Below are 18478 nucleotides of genomic sequence, written 5' to 3'. Positions count from 1 at the left end.
CTCCTCGGCGAGCCGACCAGCCCCGGGCAACCGGTCGACGGGACGGATGCGGCCGACGGGGCGGGACCCGCGGTCGTGGGGGGGGGGGGGGCCCGGGGGCGGGGGGGGGGGCCACCCAGCGCCCGGCGGCTCTCGGCGAACCGGGCGAAAGCACGGGGCTTTCGGTACAGGCGGTGTCCTACTCCACGCGGTCCGGTTCGACCGTGATCGCCGCGCCGGCCGCCTCCACCGCTCCCGAGACCTCGGTGGCACCCGCAGCCTCCTCGGCGCCGGCCGCGTCGACAGCTCCGGGCGCATCGGCGTCCCCGGTCCCGTCGGCGTCCCCGGTCCCATCGGCGTCGCCCACGCCGACCCAACCCACCGATGCGACCGCTGCCGGACCCACCCCGCCGGCCAACGTGGTGGCCCAGTACACCGCGCTGACCTGCGCGCCCAGTGATGTGCGCCGGTCTGCGGCGAGCACTGACAAGGCGCAGGACTGGATTGTGGCCTGTGACCGCAACGGCACCACGAAATACCTGCTGATGCCGGCGTCCGTGGTCGGCACGGACGTGAAGACGGCGTCCGCCGGCCTGCAGGGCGGCGGTGGCTCCACGTCGATCAACACCGGGCAGTGGGTGGTGAACGTCGAGTTCACCGGTTCCGGCCAAGGCAAGTTCACCCGCCTGACCGAGCAGACGATCGGCAAGCAGGTCGCCATCGTGCTCGACGGCGTCGTCCAGTCGGCGCCGCAGACCAACGAACGCATCGCCGGCACGGCCCAGATCTCCGGATCCTTCAACCAGTCCGACGCCAACGATCTGGCCAACGTGCTGCGCTACGGCGCGCTGCCGCTGGCGTTCGAACGGTCCCAGGCCGAGTCGATCTCGCCGACCCTGGGGCGCGACTCGCTGCACGGTGGCCTGCTCGCCGGTGCACTCGGGCTGCTGCTCGTCGTCATCTACTCGTTCCTGTACTACCGGGCGATGGGCATCGTCGTGGTGGCGTCGCTGGCGGTCAGCGGTGGGATCATCTACGCGTCGGTGGTGCTGCTCGGCAGCGCGATCGGGTTCACCCTGACGCTGGCGGGCATCGCCGGTCTGATCGTGTCGATCGGTGTCACCGCGGACTCGTTCGTCGTCTACTTCGAGCGGATCAAGGACGAGGTGCAGGCCGGTCGGACGGTTCGGGTGGCCGCCGACCGGGCCTGGCCAGCTGCGCGGCGTACGATGCTCGCCGCCGACACCGTGTCGTTCCTCGCCGCCGCGGTGCTGTACATCCTGTCGATCGGCTCGGTGCGCGGATTCGCCTTCACTCTGGGTCTGTCCACCCTGAGCGACGTACTGATCATGTTCATCTTCACCCGGCCGTTGGTGGCACTGCTGGTGCGGCGCAGACTGTTCTCCGTCAGCCGCTTCTCCGGACTGAGTCCAAAGATGATCGGTGGACGGGCCGGTGCGGTCCCAGTGACCACCACTCGGGCGCGGCTCGCCAAGCGGCCGGCGCCGGCCGGGCAGAAGCGGGAGAGCTGAGACGATGGCACTGCTCGCGCGGATCTACCGCAGCGACTTCCACGCGGACTTCGTCGGCCGCCGTCGGGCCTGGTACACGGTGTCCGGCGTCGTCCTTGCCGTCTGCATCATCAGCATGATCGTGCGGGGGTTCAGCCTCGGCATCGAGTTCTCCGGCGGCGCGGTGTTCCAGCTACCGAGCAACGGTGGCACCGTGGAGCAGGTCAAGGAGACGCTCTCGAGCGCGGGGCTCGACCCGTCCGACAGCGTGATCCAGCAGCTCGAGACGTCCCACCAGTTCCGGGTGCAGACCCGGACACTCACCGACCAGCAGACCGAGCAGGTCACCGGCGCACTGGCGAAGCGGTTCTCGATCTCCGATCCGGACCGCAACATCGCCGTGTCGACCGTGGGCTCGTCCTGGGGTTCGACGATCACCAAGAAGGCGATCCAGGGCCTGATCGTCTTCCTCGTCCTTGTCGTGATCTACCTGTCGGTGCGGTTCGAGTGGAAGATGGCCATGGCGGCCATGGCCGCGCTGGTGCACGACCTCGTCGTCACGATGGGCATCTACTCGCTGGTCGGGTTCGAGGTGACTCCGTCCACGGTCATTGCCGTGCTGACGATTCTCGGCTTCTCCCTCTATGACACGGTGGTGGTGTTCGACCGGGTGCGGGAGAACACGGCGGGAATGGCCACGTCCACCCGGCGCACCTACGCCGAGGCGACGAACGACGCCCTCAACGAGACGCTGGTCCGTTCGCTGAACACCTCGTTGATCGCCCTGATCCCGGTGGCGTCGCTGCTGTTCGTCGGCGCCGGGCTGCTTGGGGCCGGCACGCTGAAGGACCTTGCGCTCGCCCAGTTCGTCGGTATCGCGTCGGGCACCTACTCGTCGCTGTTCGTCGCCACCCCGCTGCTGGTCGACTTCAAGCGGTCCGAGCCCGCCGTGGTGGCCCTTGATGCCCGGGTCAGCCGCGACCGGGCGCGACGGGCCCGATCCGCCGCCGGCGACGCTTCGTCGACCTCGGCCGGAGCTGGCGCCGGGTCGGTGCGGGCCGGCCGCGGTTCGCGTGATCTGGCGGGCACCCGGGGCATCGACGATGTCGATGACGCGGATGATCCGGACGGTCCCGGTGGCCTGCGGAGTTCGGTGCCGGCCGACGGGCGGCCAACCGGCGGACGAGGGGAACCGGTGCCTGCCGGCGTAAACCTCGGCGGTGAGTCCCGTCGGCCGCTGCCGGGCGCAGCCCCCCGACGCGCCGGGCAGCGTAGACCCGGGCGACGAGGGCGGCCGAGCGGTAAGAAACGACGGTAGGAAACAACGGTAGGAACGTCTGCCGGAAGGACTCCGAGGAGCCGGGCGGGTCCCGCGTGCGGCGCCGGCTGTGCCGGGCCGTCTGGAACAGGCAGCGGACTAACCCGAAAGTGGGATGAACACAACGATGACAGGCATCGGCGAGGCGGTCCCCCAGCGGTCCGCCACGAACGACGCGGCCGCCGACGTGCTGCGTAGCCACATCCGGGACATCCCGGACTGGCCGCAGCCCGGCGTCGTGTTCAAGGACATCACCCCGCTGCTGTCGTCACCCACCGCGTTCGGCGTGGTGATCGGAGCATTCGCGGACATCGCGCGGGAACTGGGTGCGACAACGATCGCGGGTATCGAGGCCCGTGGTTTTCTGCTGGCCGCCCCGGTGGCCGACCGGATCGGTGCCGCCTTGGTGCCGATCCGTAAGCAGGGCAAGCTGCCCGGGCCGACCCGCAGCGCGACCTACGACCTGGAGTACGGCACCGCCACCATCGAGATACATGCCGACGCGGTGCCTGCCGGCGAGCGGGTGCTGCTGGTGGACGACGTGCTCGCCACCGGGGGCACGGCCGCCGCCGCGCACGGCCTGCTCACCGGGTGCGGTGCCGACGTGGTCGGGCTCGCGGTGCTGATGGAACTGTCGTTTCTGCCGGGCCGCGCGCGGGTCGCACCACTGGATATTGTCCCACTTCTGATGATTTGACCTAAGTGGGCGTGAGTCTGCGGAAGGCATGAGCTCGCCACGGGGTTAGGCTCGGTATCCAGTCCCTAACCAGGAGCGGCCCGTGCCTGAGGCAGCGCCGGTGACCACCGGAGCGTCGGCGTCCGCCTCGGCCCCTACCCGGGAGCCGAGGCCGGCGGCCGCTGCGGCGCGCCCCGGGACCGGCCGCGAGCCGGCCGGTCCCGGGGCGGTGAGTCGCGAACCACCGGGCCCCGAGCCGACGCGGCGTGAGCCGACCGGTCGCGGGCCGGCTGGTCGCGAGCCGGCTGGTCGCGAGCCGGCTGGTCGCGAGCCTGCTGGCAGTGCCTCCGCTGGCTGCGAACCCGTGGGCCGGGAGGCCGCGGCCCGTGAGCCCGTGAGCTGGGATGCGGCCGGCTCGTCGCCGGCGGAGCGGGCGCACGACGGCCAGGCCCGGGATGGCTCCGGCCCGTCCGAGGCGGAGACGACCGGATCGGCCGACGGATCGCAGACCTCGCCGGTCATCCCCCGGCTCGGGCACGAGTCGCCGCCGTTGCCGCGCCGGGTGCGCGGCCGGCTCTCCCGGCTGTCCACCCACCGGGCCACTCCGTCGTCCGCACTGGACCCGGTGCTGCGCGGGCTGCTCGCCAACCACCCGCGGGCCGACATCGCCCAGGTGCAGCGGGCCTTCGAGGTGGCCGACGCCGCCCATGCCGGCCAGGTGCGCTTCTCCGGCCATCCCTACATCAGCCATCCCATCGCGGTCGCGGGCATCCTCGCCGACCTCGGGATGGACACTCCGACGCTGTCCGCGGCCCTCCTGCACGACACGCTGGAGGAAACGTCACTGACCGTCGACGTGATCCGGGAGACCTTCGGGGACCAGATCGCGCTGATCGTCGACGCGGTCAGCAAACTCAACCGCGTGAAGGTCGGGGAGGCGGCGCAGGCGGAGACCATCCGCCGGATGGTCGTCGCCATGGCGCGCGATCCACGGGCGCTGGTGGTCAAGCTCGCCGACCGGCTGCACAACATGCGTACCCTGCGGTTCCTGCCCGAACACAAGCAGGAGCGCAAGGCCCGCGAGACGCTCGAGGTGTATGCGCCGCTGGCCCACCGGCTCGGGATGAACTCGCTGAAGTGGGAGCTGGAGGACCTCTCCTTCGCCGCGCTGTACCCCAAGCGCTACGACGAGATCGTCCGTCTGGTCGCCGACCGGGCGCCAAGCCGGGACGTCTACCTCGCCGACGTGATCGGCCAGGTGCAGACCGGCCTGCGGGATTCGCGGATCAAGGCCGTCGTCTCCGGCCGACCAAAGCACTACTACTCGATCTACCAGAAGATGGTGGTTCGGGGCCGGTCGTTCGACGACATCTACGATCTGGTCGGCATCCGCGTCCTGGTCGACTCTGTACGCGACTGCTATGCCACACTCGGTAATATCCATGCGAACTGGAAGCCGATTCCGGGCCGGTTCAAGGACTACATCGCGATGCCGAAGTTCAACATGTACCAGTCGCTGCACACGACGGTCATCGGCCCGGAGGGCAAGCCCGTAGAGCTGCAGATCCGCACGCACGCCATGCACAACCGGGCCGAGTACGGCATCGCCGCGCACTGGAAGTACAAGGAGGACGGGGTCGCCGTCCGCACGTCGGTCACCCCCCGCCCCGGGCGACGTCGTGGTGGCGCCGAACCGGACCTGATGAGCTGGCTGCGGCAGGTGCTCGACTGGCAGCGCGAGACGGCCGACCCCGGCGAGTTCCTTGACAGCCTGCGCTTCGCGGCGGAGGCCGACGAGGTGTTCGTGTTCACCCCGAAGGGCGACGTCATCCCGCTGCCGGTCGGGTCGACCTCGGTCGACTTCGCCTACGCGGTGCACACCGACGTCGGCCATCACTGCGTCGGCGCGCGGATCAACGGCCGGATCGCGACCCTCGACACCCAGCTCGACAACGGTGACACGGTCGAGGTCTTCACCTCGCGGGCACCGTCGGCGGGTCCCAGCGAGGACTGGCTGATGTTCGTCCGCTCGTCCCGGGCCCGGGCGAAGATCCGCCAGTGGCACGCCCGGGAACGGCGCGAGGACGCGATCGTCGCCGGTCGCGACGCGATCGGCCGGGCCATGCGCCGCCACGGCCTGCCGCTGTCCCGGCTGATGAGTGGGGACGCGCTGCTCGGCCTCGCCAAGGACATCCGTTACCCGGATGTCGCCGCGCTGTACGCGGCGGTGGGGGAGAACCACCTGAGCGCGGCGTCCGTCGTCAGCCGGCTGCTGACGACCCTCGGCGGGCCGGAGGGGGCCGAGGAGGACGTCGGCGAAACCGAGCTCCCGATCCGTACGCTGCGCCGCTCCGGCGCGGAACCGAGCGTGCTGGTGACCGGTGCACCCGACGTGTGGACGAAACTCGCCCGGTGCTGTGCCCCCATGCCCGGGGACGACATCGCCGGTTTCGTCACCCGCGGCAAGGGCGTGTCGGTGCACCGCAGCGACTGCGTCAACCTCACCGGCCTGCGCGGCGGCCCGCACGACCGCCTGGTCGAGGTGGCGTGGGCACCGTCCTCGGGTTCGGTGTTCCTCGCCGTCATCCAGGTCGAGGCGCAGGACCGCACCAAACTGCTCTCGGACGTGACCCGGGTGCTGTCCAACCGGCACGTCAACATTCTGTCCGCCTCGGTCACCACGACCCGTGACCGAGTTGCGGTCAGCCGTTTCACCTTTGAGATGGGCGACGCGAAGCATCTCGGGAACATCCTGAGCGCGGTCCGGTCCCTGGACGGGGTCTACGACTGTTTCCGCGTCACCTCGGGCGTACAGGCCTAGCCGAGACCCAGGCCTGGCGAAGCCCCGGCCTGGCCAGACCCAAGGGGGCGCCGTGGATGCAGAGACGGTAGGTGCCGGCCTTCCGGCCGGTGGCGGGCTGTCCCCGGCACTGGCCAGATCCGAGGCGGCCGACGACGCCTCCCGGGCGCTGTCGGCGGCCCGCCAGGCCAGCGTCCGCCTCGCCCACCTGGCCCGGCGGATGGCGGCACCGCGGATGTCGCAGGTCCCCCCCGAGCTGCGCGACATCGTCGAGGCCCATCGCGACTACCATCCCCGCGCCGACATCGCGGCGCTCGTGCACGCCTTCGGGGTCGCCGAGCAGCTGCACGCCGGCCAGATGCGGCGCAGCGGCGACCCGTACATCAGCCACCCGCTGGCGGTCACCGCGGAGCTGGCGGAGCTCGGCGTCGACACGACGACGCTGATCGCTGCGCTGCTGCACGACACCGTCGAGGACACCGGCTACACGCTGGGCTCGGTCACCGACGAGTTCGGCGGTGAGGTGGCCAACCTCGTCGACGGCGTCACGAAACTGGACAAGATGCGCTTCGGGGAGGCCGCCGAGGCCGAGACGCTGCGCAAGCTCATCGTCGCGCTGGCCCGGGACTACCGGGTGCTGGTCATCAAGATCGCCGACCGGCTGCACAACATGCGCACCCTTGACTTCATGTCCCCGGCCAAGCAGCAGAAGATCTCCCGGGTGACACTGGAGATCCTCGCGCCGCTGGCCCACCGGCTCGGCGTCAGCGTCATCAAGCGCGAGCTCGAGGACCGAGCGTTCGCCGTGCTGCATCCCGCCGAGCACGCCCGCATCGCCGCGGTCGTCGACGAGTTCACCGCCGCCGAGCAGTCCAGCGGCACCGTGCGGGAGATGGTGTCGCGGCTGCAGGCCGGCCTCGCCTCAGCCCGGATCGACGGCGAGGTGGCCATCCGTGCCAGCCACCTGTTCTCCATCTACAAGCGGGCGCAGGAACGGGCCCGGGCCCCGCGGGACTACACCGACATCGTCCGGGTGCTCGTCCTCGTCGAGGAGATCACCGACTGCTATGCGGCGCTTGGTGTGATCCACGCACTGTGGCGCCCGGTACCGGGCCGGCTGCGCGACTTCGTCGCCACCCCGAAGTTCAACATGTACCAGTCGCTGCACACCACCGTCGTCGATGACAGTGGTCGCAGCATCGACATCCAGATCCGCACCCCGTCCATGCACCAGCTGGCCGAGACGGGCATCATCGCCCGCCCGGTCGGCGCCGGCGCCGCCGGGGCCCGCCTGGAAGGCCTGTCCTGGCTGCACAGCCTGCTGGACTGGCAGGAGGACACCGTCGACTCCGACGAGTTCCTCGAGTCACTGTCCTCGGACCTGGAATCCGACGAGGTGCTCGCCTTCACCCCCAAGGGCAGGATGATCGCACTGCCGGCCCGCTCCTCACCGGTGGACGTCGCCTACGCGGTACACACCGACATCGGCCACCGCGCGATCGGCGCCCGGGTCAACGGCCGGCTCGTCCCGTTGCACACCCGGCTGCGCAACGGCGACGTCGTCGAGATCCTCACCTCCAACCTCCCCGGCGCCGGCCCCTCGGAGGACTGGCTCCGTTTCGTCCGGACCTCCCGGGCCCGGGTCCGCATCCGTCGCCACCTGGCCCGAGCTCGCCGCACGCCCCCGACCGGCTCGACCTCCTTGACCGGTTCGTCCGCGCCGGCCGCGTCCGCTCGCTCGGCGGCGGCGACCGCAACGGCGCCGTCGAACGGTTCCGGCGGGCCGAGCTGGCCGGCCGCGAGTACCGGGACCCCTCCGGCGACGACGGCCACCCAGGTCACGGCCCCCGGTGGGCTCGGGACGACCGCGAACTCTCCGCGTCCCTTCGGGACAACCACCGGTGCTGTCGGGACGAACCCCGGCGTCCAGGGAACGCCCGCCCGGGCCCACGGGACGAGCTCTGGTGCCAACGGGACGGCCGGCAGCGCCGCGGAGGTGGCATCGGCCACGATCGCGGTGGGTTCGCCTGCGGCCGACGCTGTGCGTGATGCGGTCCACCGGGAGCGCAGCGCCGCCGTCGAACGACCCGCCGGACGTCGCACAGGCGGGAGCAACCCATCCGCCGTCGCCGATGACGGTACCGGTACCCGCATGCCGATCCGACTGGCGCGATGTTGTCTGCCGCTGCCCGGCGACGCCGTCGTCGGCCTCACCACCCACGGAAATGCCGCGGCTCTGCACCGTCGGGAGTGCGCGAACGTGGCCGAGGTGTCCGCCGAGCGCGAGCGGGTCCCGGTGGTGACCTGGTCCATGCCGCAGGTCACGATCTTCCCGGCGGAGATCGCCGTTGAGGCGTTCGACCGCTACGGCCTGCTGGCCGACATCACCGAGATCCTGTCCGAGACGTCGGTATCGGTCCGAGCAGCCTCCACCACCACCTCGGACGACCGGGTCGCCCACGCCCGCTTCACCCTCGAGGTCACCGGACTCGAACAGCTCGACCGGGTGCTCGCCGCGGTCCGCCGTGTCGGCGGCGTCTACGACTGCTACCGAGCCTGTCAGACCCAGGCCCCGCCGCGCGCACCTCGCCAGGACACCATCCGCGGCCCGCAGCCCGCAGCCACGGCCTCGACGCCCACGGCCCCGACGCCCACAGCCCCGCGCGGGTCTGGACCGACCGCCGGTCAGCGCCCCTGACCCGTCCGTCGGTGCTGCCCGCCCGCCAGCGCAGATCTGCCGGCTGGTGCCGCCCACCTGCCTGACGACGTCCGTGCGTCCGGGTGCCTGCGCGGGCCCGTATGCCGATCCTGCTGGCTTGTCCATGCGGGCCCGCCGTCCGTCGAGCATGGACGAACCGGGTAGGCGGATCTTGCCTGGGGCCGGCTGCGGGGCGGGGTTGCGGCGAGGGGCGAGTTACTTTCTGTGTGGATAGGGCGCATCTTGGTTGCGGAAAGTGGGCAGCCTGGTGGTTGGGTCCGCGGTGGCGGGTTAGCCCTGGGCGACGGGTGCTCGGGACGGGGGCGGCGGGCGAAGGCGCGACAGATGAGTGGCGGGGCAAGTGGGTGGCGGGCGGTGGGGGTGGTTCTGGGCTTGGCGGGACAACTCCCATCGGGGGAGTGGATCACCTCAAAGGAGGGGCCTGTTCGGGCCATTTCCTTACGTACGGTGATGTCGCTACCGACGCCCGGACGGGGTGGTCCGGCTACCTGGCCAGAACCTTCCTCCCGGTTCCCGTACGGTTCGGCCGGAGTCGGGCGCAGCGTGGCGATTCCATGTCGGAAGGTGCCTTCGTACGGACCGGATGTAACCGCGGCGTATCGAATGACATCCTGCCGGGCAGCTTACGGGGGAATGTCGGCGGGCGGAATGTGGCCGCCTCTTCGGGACGCCGAAAATTCAACGGCCGAGGCGATCCATCGATGTAGAGTATCCCGCGTGTCCCCGTTTCCAGAGGGAGTGCGCATGGGTCACCTGCAGGTCGTCGTCAGTATCGACTCCCTGGACGGCGCTGAGCGTATCGGCCGGGCACTGGTGGAGGCCCGCCTGGTCGCCTGTTTCCAGGTGCTCGGCCCGATGCGCAGCATCTATCGCTGGAGGGGCGAGGTCGAGCAGGCGGAGGAATGGATCTGCCTGGCGAAAACGACCACCGAGCGATTCGACGAGATGCGTGAACGGCTCGTCCTCCTGCATCCGTACGAAAACCCCGAGATCATTGCCACGCCGATAGTCGCCGGGCACGCCGACTATCTCACCTGGATCAGCGAGCAGACCACGCCGCCCACGGGTTGATCGGGCCCGAAACGGGGGTCGCGGTCGAAGTCGAGATCGAGGTCGGGACGGAAATCGGGGCCGGAGGGTGGGTTCCGGGGTCAGACCAGGGCCCGCAGCTGGTCGTCGAGGTCCCGCACGACCTGGGTGTGCTGCCAGGGGCGCAGGTGTTCGCGGGCCCGGCGGACACGGGCGAGCCCGAGGGAGAAGTCGGTCTGCGCGACGATTGCGAGGGATTCGGCGGCGAAGTGACAGGCCGCGTCGATCTCACGTCGCTGAATATGCACCTCGGCGATGTCGCTGAGGAGCAGGGAACGCTTCTTCGTGGCCCCGGGCCCGGCCACTCGCAGCGCTTCGGTCGCCGCGGCGTAGGCGGCTGCCGGACGACGCAGCCTGGTATATGTGGTGACTTTCAGGCCGTCGAGTCGGCCCCGGTCAAAGAAATGCGTCCAGACCCGGCTGCCGTCGCTCTCGCCCCGGTCGAAGGCATCCTGGGCCCGGTCGAGTGCGGTCAGCGCCGCCCGGCCCTCCCCGCGGGCCGCCTGCTCTTCGGCCTCCCGGGCAGCCAACCAGGCGCGGGTCATGGCCGTGCTGCCGGCGGTGGCCCGCCGCTGGGCCTCGCCGAGTAGCGCGCACGCCTGGTCGTGGCGGCCCTGGCTCGCGGTCTGGTAGCTCTCGTAGCCGAGCACGCAGGCCCACAGGCCGTGGTCGTCGGCGTCGCGGGCGGCCTCGATCGCAACCCGGTAGTAGGCCGTCGCCGCCGGCAGGTCGTTGCTGTCGAAGGCCAGCCAGCCGGCCAGCGCCGCGGTCTCGCCGGCCGTCGAGGTCAACGAGCGGCGCACCGGCGAGCGGCCGGTGGACTCCAGCAGCTGCGTGAGCCGCCCCAGATGCTCGGTGACGCGTGGCATCAGCATCCGGGCCGGAACCCGTTCCTCGAGGCCGTACAGGCCCGCGGTGTGCTGCCCCAGCTCCTCGGCCAGCTCGGGGGTGACGCTGGCGCGTCGGCGCAGTGCCGCGGACAGCCGTTCCCAGGGCGGCCCGTCGGCGCCCGCACCCAGCGGGACCACCGCCACCCCACCCGCCGCGGCCAGCAGACGCAACACGTCGCGACGTTCCACCGGCAGGCCGTTGGGGTCGATCACACCACTTATGCCGTGCAGGACCGCGGCCGAGCCCGGCGTCGATGTCGCCCCGCCGATCGCCATGCCGGCGACATCGACGGCCCGGCCCGATTCCGCCCGCACCGCGCCGCCGGTGGACGGCAGTGCCTCGTCGTCGACGAATCCCAGTTCCACCGACGACCGGCCGAACAGGGCGCGCAGCAGCCGCTGATAGCGAAGGCTGGGTTTCTTGTCGCCCTTCTCCCACTTGCAGATCATGTTTCCGGTGACGCCGGCCTCGCGACCGTCGTGCACCATGGAGAAGCGGCGGATCTCGGTGGCAAGCCGTTCCTGCGACCAGCCCCGCTCCTCCCGGCTCAGTCGCAGCCGGGCGTTCGGCGTACGCGAAGCCGGACCGCGGCCGGGCGGCGTGACATCGTCGACAGAAGCCCCGGTGGCGGAAGTCCGGGGCGCCGCCGAAGGACCGGTGGTGAGCTGCATCGGGGCCTCCGAAGTCAATCGGTTGACTCCTGGAGCTTAACCCTCAGTGAGATATGCCGGTCATGCCGTCCGTGGTCCTTCCGGGACCAGAAACGAAGGAAGTGTGGTCTCTGTGGTCCCGGTTGTCCGTGAACGGTTCGGATGGCACTGCGGACAGTGGCACGTCGGCCGGCGTCCGGCGTCGGAGCACCGGGCGTCGGAGCACCGGGCGTTCGGGTCGGAGTGCGCGGTGCTCCGGGGTGCCGTGGGCGAGGTCGCGCCGTCCGGGGGAGGTCGGTCCGTTCGAGCCGGGCGTCGCCTTCGCCCGGACGGGACCGGCCTTCTAGAGTGAGGGAGTGAGAGCCGGACCCCTCGACCGCCGACCTCGACCGCCCGGATCCGGCGCCCCCGCGCGGCCGCTGCGGGCGTGGCAGCAGGCGGCTCTGGACATCTACCGTTCCCGTTCGGCCTCGGGCGCGCGGGACTTCCTCGCGGTCGCGACGCCGGGTGCGGGCAAGACGACCTTCGCTCTGCAGATCGCCGCGGACCTGCTGGCCGCCGGCGAGATCAGCCGGGTCACCGTGGTCGCGCCCACCGAGCACCTCAAGCGGCAGTGGGCCGCGGCCGCGTCCGAGGTCGGCATCGACCTGGATCCGGACTTCCGTAACGCCGCCGGCGCCACGTCGTCGGACTACACCGGCGTCGCCGTCACCTATGCCCAGGTCGCGGCCCATCCGGCGCTGCACCGGGCGCGGACCGGCGCGCGGCGCACGCTCATCGTCCTGGACGAGATCCACCATGCGGGCGACGCGCTGTCGTGGGGGGAGGCGGTCCGGGAGGCGTTCGCCCCGGCCGCCCGCCGGCTCGCCCTGACCGGAACGCCCTTTCGGTCGGACGTCAACCCCATCCCGTTCGTCACCTACCTGCCCGGAACGGACGGGGTGCTGCGCAGTGTCGCCGACTCCTCCTACGGCTATGCCGACGCGCTGCGCGACGGTGTCGTGCGCCCGGTGCTGTTCCTGGCCTACTCGGGGGAGATGTCCTGGCGGACCAGCGCGGGTGCGGAGCTGTCCGCCCGTCTCGGTGAGCCGCTGACGAACGACCAGACCGCCGCCGCCTGGCGCACCGCGCTCGACCCGCGCGGCGACTGGATGCCGGCCGTCCTCGCGGCCGCCGACACCCGGCTGTCCCAGGTCCGCGCCGGCGGCATGCCGGACGCGGGTGGCCTGGTCATCGCCACCGACCATGCGACCGCCCGGGCCTACGCGGGCATCCTCGCCCGGCTCACCGGCTCGTCGCCGGCGGTCATCCTCTCCGACGACCCCACCGCGTCCTCGAAGATCGAGAACTTCCGGCGCTCCACCGACCGGTGGATGGTCGCCGTGCGGATGGTCAGCGAGGGCGTGGACGTGCCGCGCCTGGCCGTCGGGGTGTATGCCACCTCGGCGTCCACCCCGCTGTTCTTCGCCCAGGCCGTCGGGCGGTTCGTGCGTGGCCGTGGCCGGGGCGAGACGGCCTCGGTGTTCCTGCCGAGCGTGCCGTCCCTGCTTGCGCTTGCCGGCGAGATGGAGGTCCAGCGCGACCATGCGCTGGAGAAGTCCCCGCGCGATCCCGACGCCTTCGACGACGACGCGCTGCGCGAGGCCAACCGCCGCCGCGACGCCCCCGACCAGCCCGACACCCTGTTCACCGCGCTCGGCTCGTCCGCCCACCTGGACCGGGTCATCTTCGACGGTGGCGAGTTCGGCACGCCCGCCGCAATCGGGTCGGTCGAGGAGGAGGACTTCCTCGGCCTGCCCGGACTGCTCGAACCCGACCAGGTCGCCACGCTGCTACGCCAGCGTCAGGCCGCCCAGCAGGCCGCGGCCCGCAAGGAGGCGGCGAAGGCGGCCGCGCAGCCGCAGCCCGTCGTGCCCGCCGCCCGCACAGGTGCCGCGTCCGCGTCCGCCGGGGGTGTGGCCGGGGTCCCCGGTGTGGCCGGGGCCGCGGGTACCGGCGGTCCGGACGAGGACGGCGCCGCCCGGCCCAAGCACGAGATCATCGCCGAGCTGCGCCGTGAGCTCAACCGGCTCGTCGGCATGCACTTCCACCGCACCGGCAAGCCACACGGGATGATCCACGCCGAGCTGCGCCGCACCTGCGGTGGCCCACCCAGTGGCCAGGCCACCGCCGCCCAGCTGCAGGCTCGCATCGACACCGTCCGCCGCTGGGCCAGCTGAGCGCCGCCAGCCCCATGACCGTCACGGCGGTGGTGGCCGCCGCGACGGGTCGTCGGCCCAGGTGGGGGTCAGCCGCCCTGGGAGACGGTGATGGACAGGATCTTCGCCTTGCTGGCGGGGGCGCCGTCCGAGCCGCCGCCCTCGACGCCGGGCTTGGTGAGCTTGTCCAGCACGTCCAGCCCCTGGGTGATCTTCCCGAAGACGGTGTAGCCGCCGGCCAGGGCGGCTGCACCCTGCTTCGTCGGGCTGGCGTAGTTGATGAAGAACTGGCTGCCGTTGCTGTTCGGCTGCGAGCTGTGCGCCATCGCGAGAACACCGCGGTCGTAGGTGACGCCTGCGGTGTTCTCGTTGGCGTAGCCGTAGCCGGGACTGCCGGAGCCGGTGCCGGTCGGGTCACCACACTGCAGGACGAAGATGCCGGCCTCGGTGCCGGCCGTCTCGCGGTGGCAGGTGGTGTCGTCGAAGTACTTCGTGTCGGCGAGGGTGAGCAGCGCGTGCACGGTGCACGGGGCCTTGTCGGCATCCAGGGTCGCGGTCATCGTCCCCGCACTGGTGTTGATCACCATGGTGGCGGGGGAGGCATCGACCTTGGCGGCGGCCTTGGGCAGCGTGGCGTTGCGGGCCGGGGTCTCCCCGTTGGACGTGTAGACACAGGCACCGACCTTGCTGGTCGGTACGGCCGCCGCGGCGGAGGGCGTCGCGGCCGGGTTCGCCGTGGCGGTGGCGTTGTCGTCCTTGCTGGTGAGCAGGATCGCGGCGATCGACGACGCGGCGACGACCACCACGATGAAGCCGGCCACGATGGCCAGCCGCTGCTGGCGGCGGCGCTGGGCCTCCCGGCGGCGTTGGGCCTGCCGGGTGGCCCGGGCCTCGGCGAGCTCGCGTTGGCGTCGTTCCCTCGAACTGGTGGCCACCGTCGCCGGCCCTCCTCATGTCTTCGACTGACGGTTCTGACGCCCCCGCACCCGCCGGGCGGTCCGCACCGGGGGCGGTACGCACCGATGGGCACCGTCGCGTGGGCACCGTCACCGTAACCGTTCCACACGGTAACTGTTGTTCCAGGTCGGCTGTGGCGGGGCGCTCCGACCCGCGATGCCGGATCCAGCCAGCATGCCGGCCCTGCCTGTGCGTGGGCTGTCCGTGGGCGACGGGCGTCCGCAGGGACGGCTGATAGCGTGGCCGTGGGGGTGCGATGCGGCACCACCACGAGGCGTGATCATTCAGGGGCTGACGCGACGCATGCTCGACAAGCGATTCATCCGGGACAACCCGCAGGCCGTCCGGGACGCGGTCGCGGCCAAGGGCATCGACCTGGATGTCGACGAACTGCTCCAGCTCGACCAGGAGAACCGCAAGCTCCAGTTCGAGGTCGACGAGGCGCAGGCGCAGCGGCGCAGCCGCTCCAAGCAGTTCGCGAAGGCCGACGAGGCCCGCCGCGCCGAGCTGCGCGCCGAGCAGGAGGCCTTCGACCGTCAGCTCAAGGACAACCGCGAGCGGCTGGCCCGCACGGGTGCGCGACTGGCCGAGCTGATGCTCGCCACGCCGAACATTCCCTGGTCCGGTGCGCCGGTCGGTCCGGACGAGTCGGCCAACGTCGTGCTGCGCACCGTCGGCACCCCGCCGCGGTTCGACTTCGCCCCGCTGGACCACGTCGAGCTCGCCGAGCGGCGCGGCTGGGCCGAGTTCGCCCGGGCCCGCCGGGTGGCCGGCGAGCGGGCCTACGCCCTGGTCGGCGATCTGGTGCTGCTCGAGCGCGCGATTCACTCGTATGCGCTGGACCTGCTGCGGACGCAGGAGTTCACCCCGATCTCGGTGCCGGCGCTGGTTCGCGAGGAGCCGCTGGTCGGTACCGGGATGCTGCCCAAGGGCCGCGAGGAGATCTACGAGGTCCCGGCCGACGACCTGTTCCTCGCCGGCACCGCCGAGGTCGCCCTCGTCGGGCTGCACGCGGGCGAGATCCTGGAGGCCGGCCAGCTGCCCGTGCGCTACGCCGGCATCTCCGCGTCCTTCCGCCGAGAGATCGGCAGCGCCAGCCGGGACGTCCGCGGTCTGCTGCGGGTGCACCAGTTCGAGAAGGTCGAGCAGTTCGTCCTGTGCGCCGCGGACGAGGCCGAGTCGGCCCGTTGGCACGCGCAGCTGCTGGCCACTGCCGAGCGCATCCTCACCGACCTCGAGCTGAGCTACGAGGTGGTCGAATGCGCCACCGGTGACATGGGCGTCGGCAAGTTCCGGATGAACGACATCAACACCTGGTTCCCGTCGCTCGGCCGCTACCGGGAGACGCACAGCTGCTCGACCCTGCATGACTGGCAGGCCCGTCGGGCGAACCTGCGCTACCGCGACCCCGACGGCACCATCCACTTCGCGCACACCCTGAACAACACCGCGGTGGCCACCCCGCGCCTGCTCGCGGCGTTGCTGGAAAACCATCAGACCGCCGATGCCGGTGTCCGGGTGCCCGGCGTGCTACGTCCCTACCTGGGCGGACGCGAACTGCTCTGAACCCGGCCGCCACCGGCGCCGCGACTGCCGAGGCCGTGGCCACCGTCGAGGCCGTGGCCACCGCCGGGGTCGTGATCGCCGCCGGGGTCGTGGCGGCGGGCGCGGTGGGCGCGCACGAGTGCTGGGCCGGCAACGGCGAGGCGGCGCCGCATCGCGACCGAGACCCGCTGGTCGAGGACCCGGTAGTCGGCGCGTTCCACCTCGTCCAGGATGGCGCGGTAGAGCACGAACGCGGTGCGCATGCAGTCACGTGAGGTGGGGTGCAGCAGCCGGATGCCGGGCTCGGCGCAGCGGAACAGCTCCCGGGCCCGGCTGATCTCGAACGCGAGCAGGCGGCGCACCGGCCCGTCCACGACCCCGGCGGCCAGCCGTTCCCGGGTGACGCCGAACAGCTCCAGCGACTCCGCCGGCAGGTACACCCGGCCGCGCCGCAGGTCCTCGCCGACGTCGCGGATGAAGTTCGCCAGCTGGAAGGCGATCCCCAGGTCGCGCGCGTAGGGCAGGGCGCTGTCGTCGACCGGTTCGAGCAGCGGCACCATCTGCAGGCCGATGACCGCCGCCGAGCCGTACATGTAGCCGACCAGGTCCTCCCAGGTCGCGTATCCGGTGACGGTGAGATCCATGGCCATGGACGTCAGGAACGCGGCGAAGTGGTCCGGATCGAGGGCGAACCGTTGGATCGTGTGGATCGTCGCAGGTAGCACCGACACGTCACCGGACCCGGACCCGGACCCGGACCCGGACCCGGCGGCCTGGCCGGGGCCGGCGTCGACGGCGTGGGCGGGCGCTCCGGCGCGCAGCGCGGTGAGGAACCGTTCGCCCCAGGTCCGCAGGGCCGCGGCCCGCTCGGCGTTGCCGAGCTGGGCGCCGAGGTCGTCGACGAGGTCGTCGGCGTACCGGGCGAAGCCGTACAGGGCGTGCACGTGCGGGCGTTTCCACGCCGGCAGCAGCAGCGTCGCCAGGTAGTAGGTGCGCCCGTGCGCGGCGTGCAGGTCCCGGGCCCGGGCGTAGGACGCCCGCAGCCGCGGATCGGTGATGCCGGCGGCGGCGAGGCTGTTCACGGCAGCCGGGAGGTGAAGGCCAGTGACGTGGCCGCCGCGGCGAAACCGAGGACCACCGACAGCCCGAGGAACCAGGTGGTGACCTCCCGGTACTCGGTGCGGTAGCCGATGGAGCTGCCCAGCCCCCGGTAGACCGAGCGCAGCTCGTCGCCGGTGGCGGCCCGGTGGTAGGAGCCGTCGGTCTGGTCGGCGATGTCGTGCAGGGCCTGCTCGTTGACGGGGACGGGTACCTCCTGACCGCCGACGTCCAGCGTGCCACCGGGCGTGCCGTAGGCGATGGTGTCGACGGGCACGTGGGCCTGCCGGGCCGCCTCGATGGCCTGGGAGTTCGGCCGGCCCCGGGTGGTCTCGCCGTCGGAGAGCAGCACGATCGCCGCCGGCGGGGGGCTCTGTCCGCCTTCGGAGAGCCGTTTGCCCGCGGCGGTGATGCCCTGCAGCGAGGCGAACACGCCCTCGCCGATCGCCGTGGCCGGGCCGAGTGCCAGCCCGCGGATGCCGGCGCGCACCGCTTCCCGGTCGGTGGACGCGGGCACCAGCACGGTGGCGCTGCCCGCGAAGGACACCAGCCCCAGGTTGATCCGCGGCGGCAGCTGGTCGACGAACGCCACCGCGCCCTGCTTGGCCGCCTCCAGCCGGGTGGGCGCGATGTCGGTGGCGGCCATCGAGTTCGACACGTCGATTGCCAGCATGATCGTCGCCCGTTCCCGCGGGACCCGTTCGGCGCGGGCCGGCCGGGCCAGCGAGAACACCAGTCCCGCCAGGGTGAGCAGCAGCAGGGCGGCCGGCACGTGCCGGCGCCACCAGGCGGGTCGACGGGGCAGGACCGAGGCGAGCACGGCGGTCGACGACAGCCGGGCGGCGTAGACCCGCCGGCGCAGCGACACCGCGACGTAGGCCGCGAGCAGCGCCGCGACCAGCAGATAGAGCCACAGCCAGTGGCCGGCGAGGAAGCTCATCGGCGCCCCACCACCGCCGCGGCCGGGGCTGCGACCGTGGCCGGGGCGAACAGGGCCCGCCCGGTCCCCCCCCGCCCCCCCCCCCCCCGGCGGCTTAAAAACAAAAC

Annotated in this window: 11 protein-coding genes and 1 pseudogene; 8 read left to right on the top strand and 4 right to left on the bottom strand. The window is 71.8% G+C overall.

The genetic code is table 11. The features are described from left to right. The 6 genes and pseudogenes from secD to cutA all read left to right on the top strand — a co-directional run. Nucleotides 1-1511 (top strand): annotated as a pseudogene (gene secD, locus ND747_RS14860) (protein translocase subunit SecD); the annotation flags it as partial. A 4-nt stretch (nucleotides 1512-1515) separates the two neighbouring features. Then, nucleotides 1516-2808, top strand: coding sequence for a protein translocase subunit SecF (gene secF / locus ND747_RS14855; protein WP_251734214.1), 1293 nt, complete (start codon nucleotides 1516-1518; stop codon nucleotides 2806-2808). A 127-nt stretch (nucleotides 2809-2935) separates the two neighbouring features. Beyond that, nucleotides 2936-3505, top strand: coding sequence for an adenine phosphoribosyltransferase (locus ND747_RS14850; protein ID WP_251734213.1), 570 nt, complete (start codon nucleotides 2936-2938; stop codon nucleotides 3503-3505). 82 nt (nucleotides 3506-3587) lie between these two features. Then, the gene (locus tag ND747_RS14845) at nucleotides 3588-6305 is read left to right on the top strand and encodes a RelA/SpoT family protein (protein WP_308204631.1); all 2718 of its coding nucleotides are present in this window, start codon (nucleotides 3588-3590) and stop codon (nucleotides 6303-6305) included. Between the two features lie 52 nt (nucleotides 6306-6357). Continuing rightward, nucleotides 6358-8982: a RelA/SpoT family protein gene (locus ND747_RS14840; RefSeq protein ID WP_251734212.1), complete on the top strand. Its 2625-nt coding sequence runs from the start codon at nucleotides 6358-6360 to the stop codon at nucleotides 8980-8982. A gap of 765 nt (nucleotides 8983-9747) precedes the next feature. Further along, on the top strand, nucleotides 9748-10074 hold the full coding sequence (gene cutA, locus ND747_RS14835) for a divalent-cation tolerance protein CutA (protein WP_251734211.1): 327 nt from the start codon (nucleotides 9748-9750) through the stop codon (nucleotides 10072-10074). 80 nt (nucleotides 10075-10154) lie between these two features. On the opposite strand, the gene ND747_RS14830 is transcribed toward cutA, so the two are convergent. Beyond that, nucleotides 10155-11654, bottom strand: a complete 1500-nt coding sequence (locus tag ND747_RS14830; protein WP_251734210.1) for a helix-turn-helix transcriptional regulator — start codon at nucleotides 11652-11654, stop codon at nucleotides 10155-10157. Nucleotides 11655-11989: 335 nt separating this feature from the next. Between ND747_RS14830 and ND747_RS14825 the strand changes: the two genes are divergently transcribed. Beyond that, nucleotides 11990-13852, top strand: coding sequence for a DEAD/DEAH box helicase (locus ND747_RS14825; protein ID WP_251734209.1), 1863 nt, complete (start codon nucleotides 11990-11992; stop codon nucleotides 13850-13852). 68 nt (nucleotides 13853-13920) lie between these two features. Here the strand turns inward: ND747_RS14825 and ND747_RS14820 are convergent, their stop codons facing one another. After that, a complete protein-coding gene (locus ND747_RS14820; protein ID WP_251734208.1) occupies nucleotides 13921-14766 on the bottom strand; it encodes a peptidylprolyl isomerase in 846 nt (281 codons plus the stop codon). A 325-nt stretch (nucleotides 14767-15091) separates the two neighbouring features. On the opposite strand from ND747_RS14820, the gene serS reads away from it, so the two are divergent. Next, nucleotides 15092-16354, top strand: coding sequence for a serine--tRNA ligase (serS, locus tag ND747_RS14815; RefSeq protein ID WP_251734207.1), 1263 nt, complete (start codon nucleotides 15092-15094; stop codon nucleotides 16352-16354). On the opposite strand, the gene ND747_RS14810 is transcribed toward serS, so the two are convergent. Together ND747_RS14810 and ND747_RS14805 are read right to left on the bottom strand one after the other, a co-directional pair. After that, entirely contained in the window at nucleotides 16327-17415 is a 1089-nt protein-coding gene (locus tag ND747_RS14810; RefSeq protein WP_251734206.1) for a phytoene/squalene synthase family protein, read from the bottom strand. The genes serS and ND747_RS14810 overlap by 28 nt on opposite strands. Then, a complete protein-coding gene (locus ND747_RS14805) occupies nucleotides 17412-18371 on the bottom strand; it encodes a VWA domain-containing protein (RefSeq protein ID WP_251734215.1) in 960 nt (319 codons plus the stop codon). Before ND747_RS14805 ends, ND747_RS14810 begins: the two co-directional genes overlap by 4 nt. Nucleotides 18372-18478 lie beyond the last annotated feature (107 nt).

It is taken from the genome of Frankia sp. R82, from assembly GCF_023716925.1.
GTDB lineage: Bacteria > Actinomycetota > Actinomycetes > Frankiales > Frankiaceae > Frankia.
The sequence above is the reverse complement of the archived record's forward strand: the minus strand, read 5'-3'. Positions and strand labels throughout refer to the sequence as shown.

Coding starts and splice junctions, on each gene's coding strand:
- ND747_RS14850 (WP_251734213.1), top strand. CDS start 2,936: ATGACAGGCATCGGCGAGGCGGTCCCCCAGCGGTCCGCCACGAACGAC.
- ND747_RS14830 (WP_251734210.1), bottom strand. CDS start 11,654: ATGCAGCTCACCACCGGTCCTTCGGCGGCGCCCCGGACTTCCGCCACC.
- ND747_RS14805 (WP_251734215.1), bottom strand. CDS start 18,371: ATGAGCTTCCTCGCCGGCCACTGGCTGTGGCTCTATCTGCTGGTCGCG.
- cutA (WP_251734211.1), top strand. CDS start 9,748: ATGGGTCACCTGCAGGTCGTCGTCAGTATCGACTCCCTGGACGGCGCT.
- secF (WP_251734214.1), top strand. CDS start 1,516: ATGGCACTGCTCGCGCGGATCTACCGCAGCGACTTCCACGCGGACTTC.
- serS (WP_251734207.1), top strand. CDS start 15,092: ATGCTCGACAAGCGATTCATCCGGGACAACCCGCAGGCCGTCCGGGAC.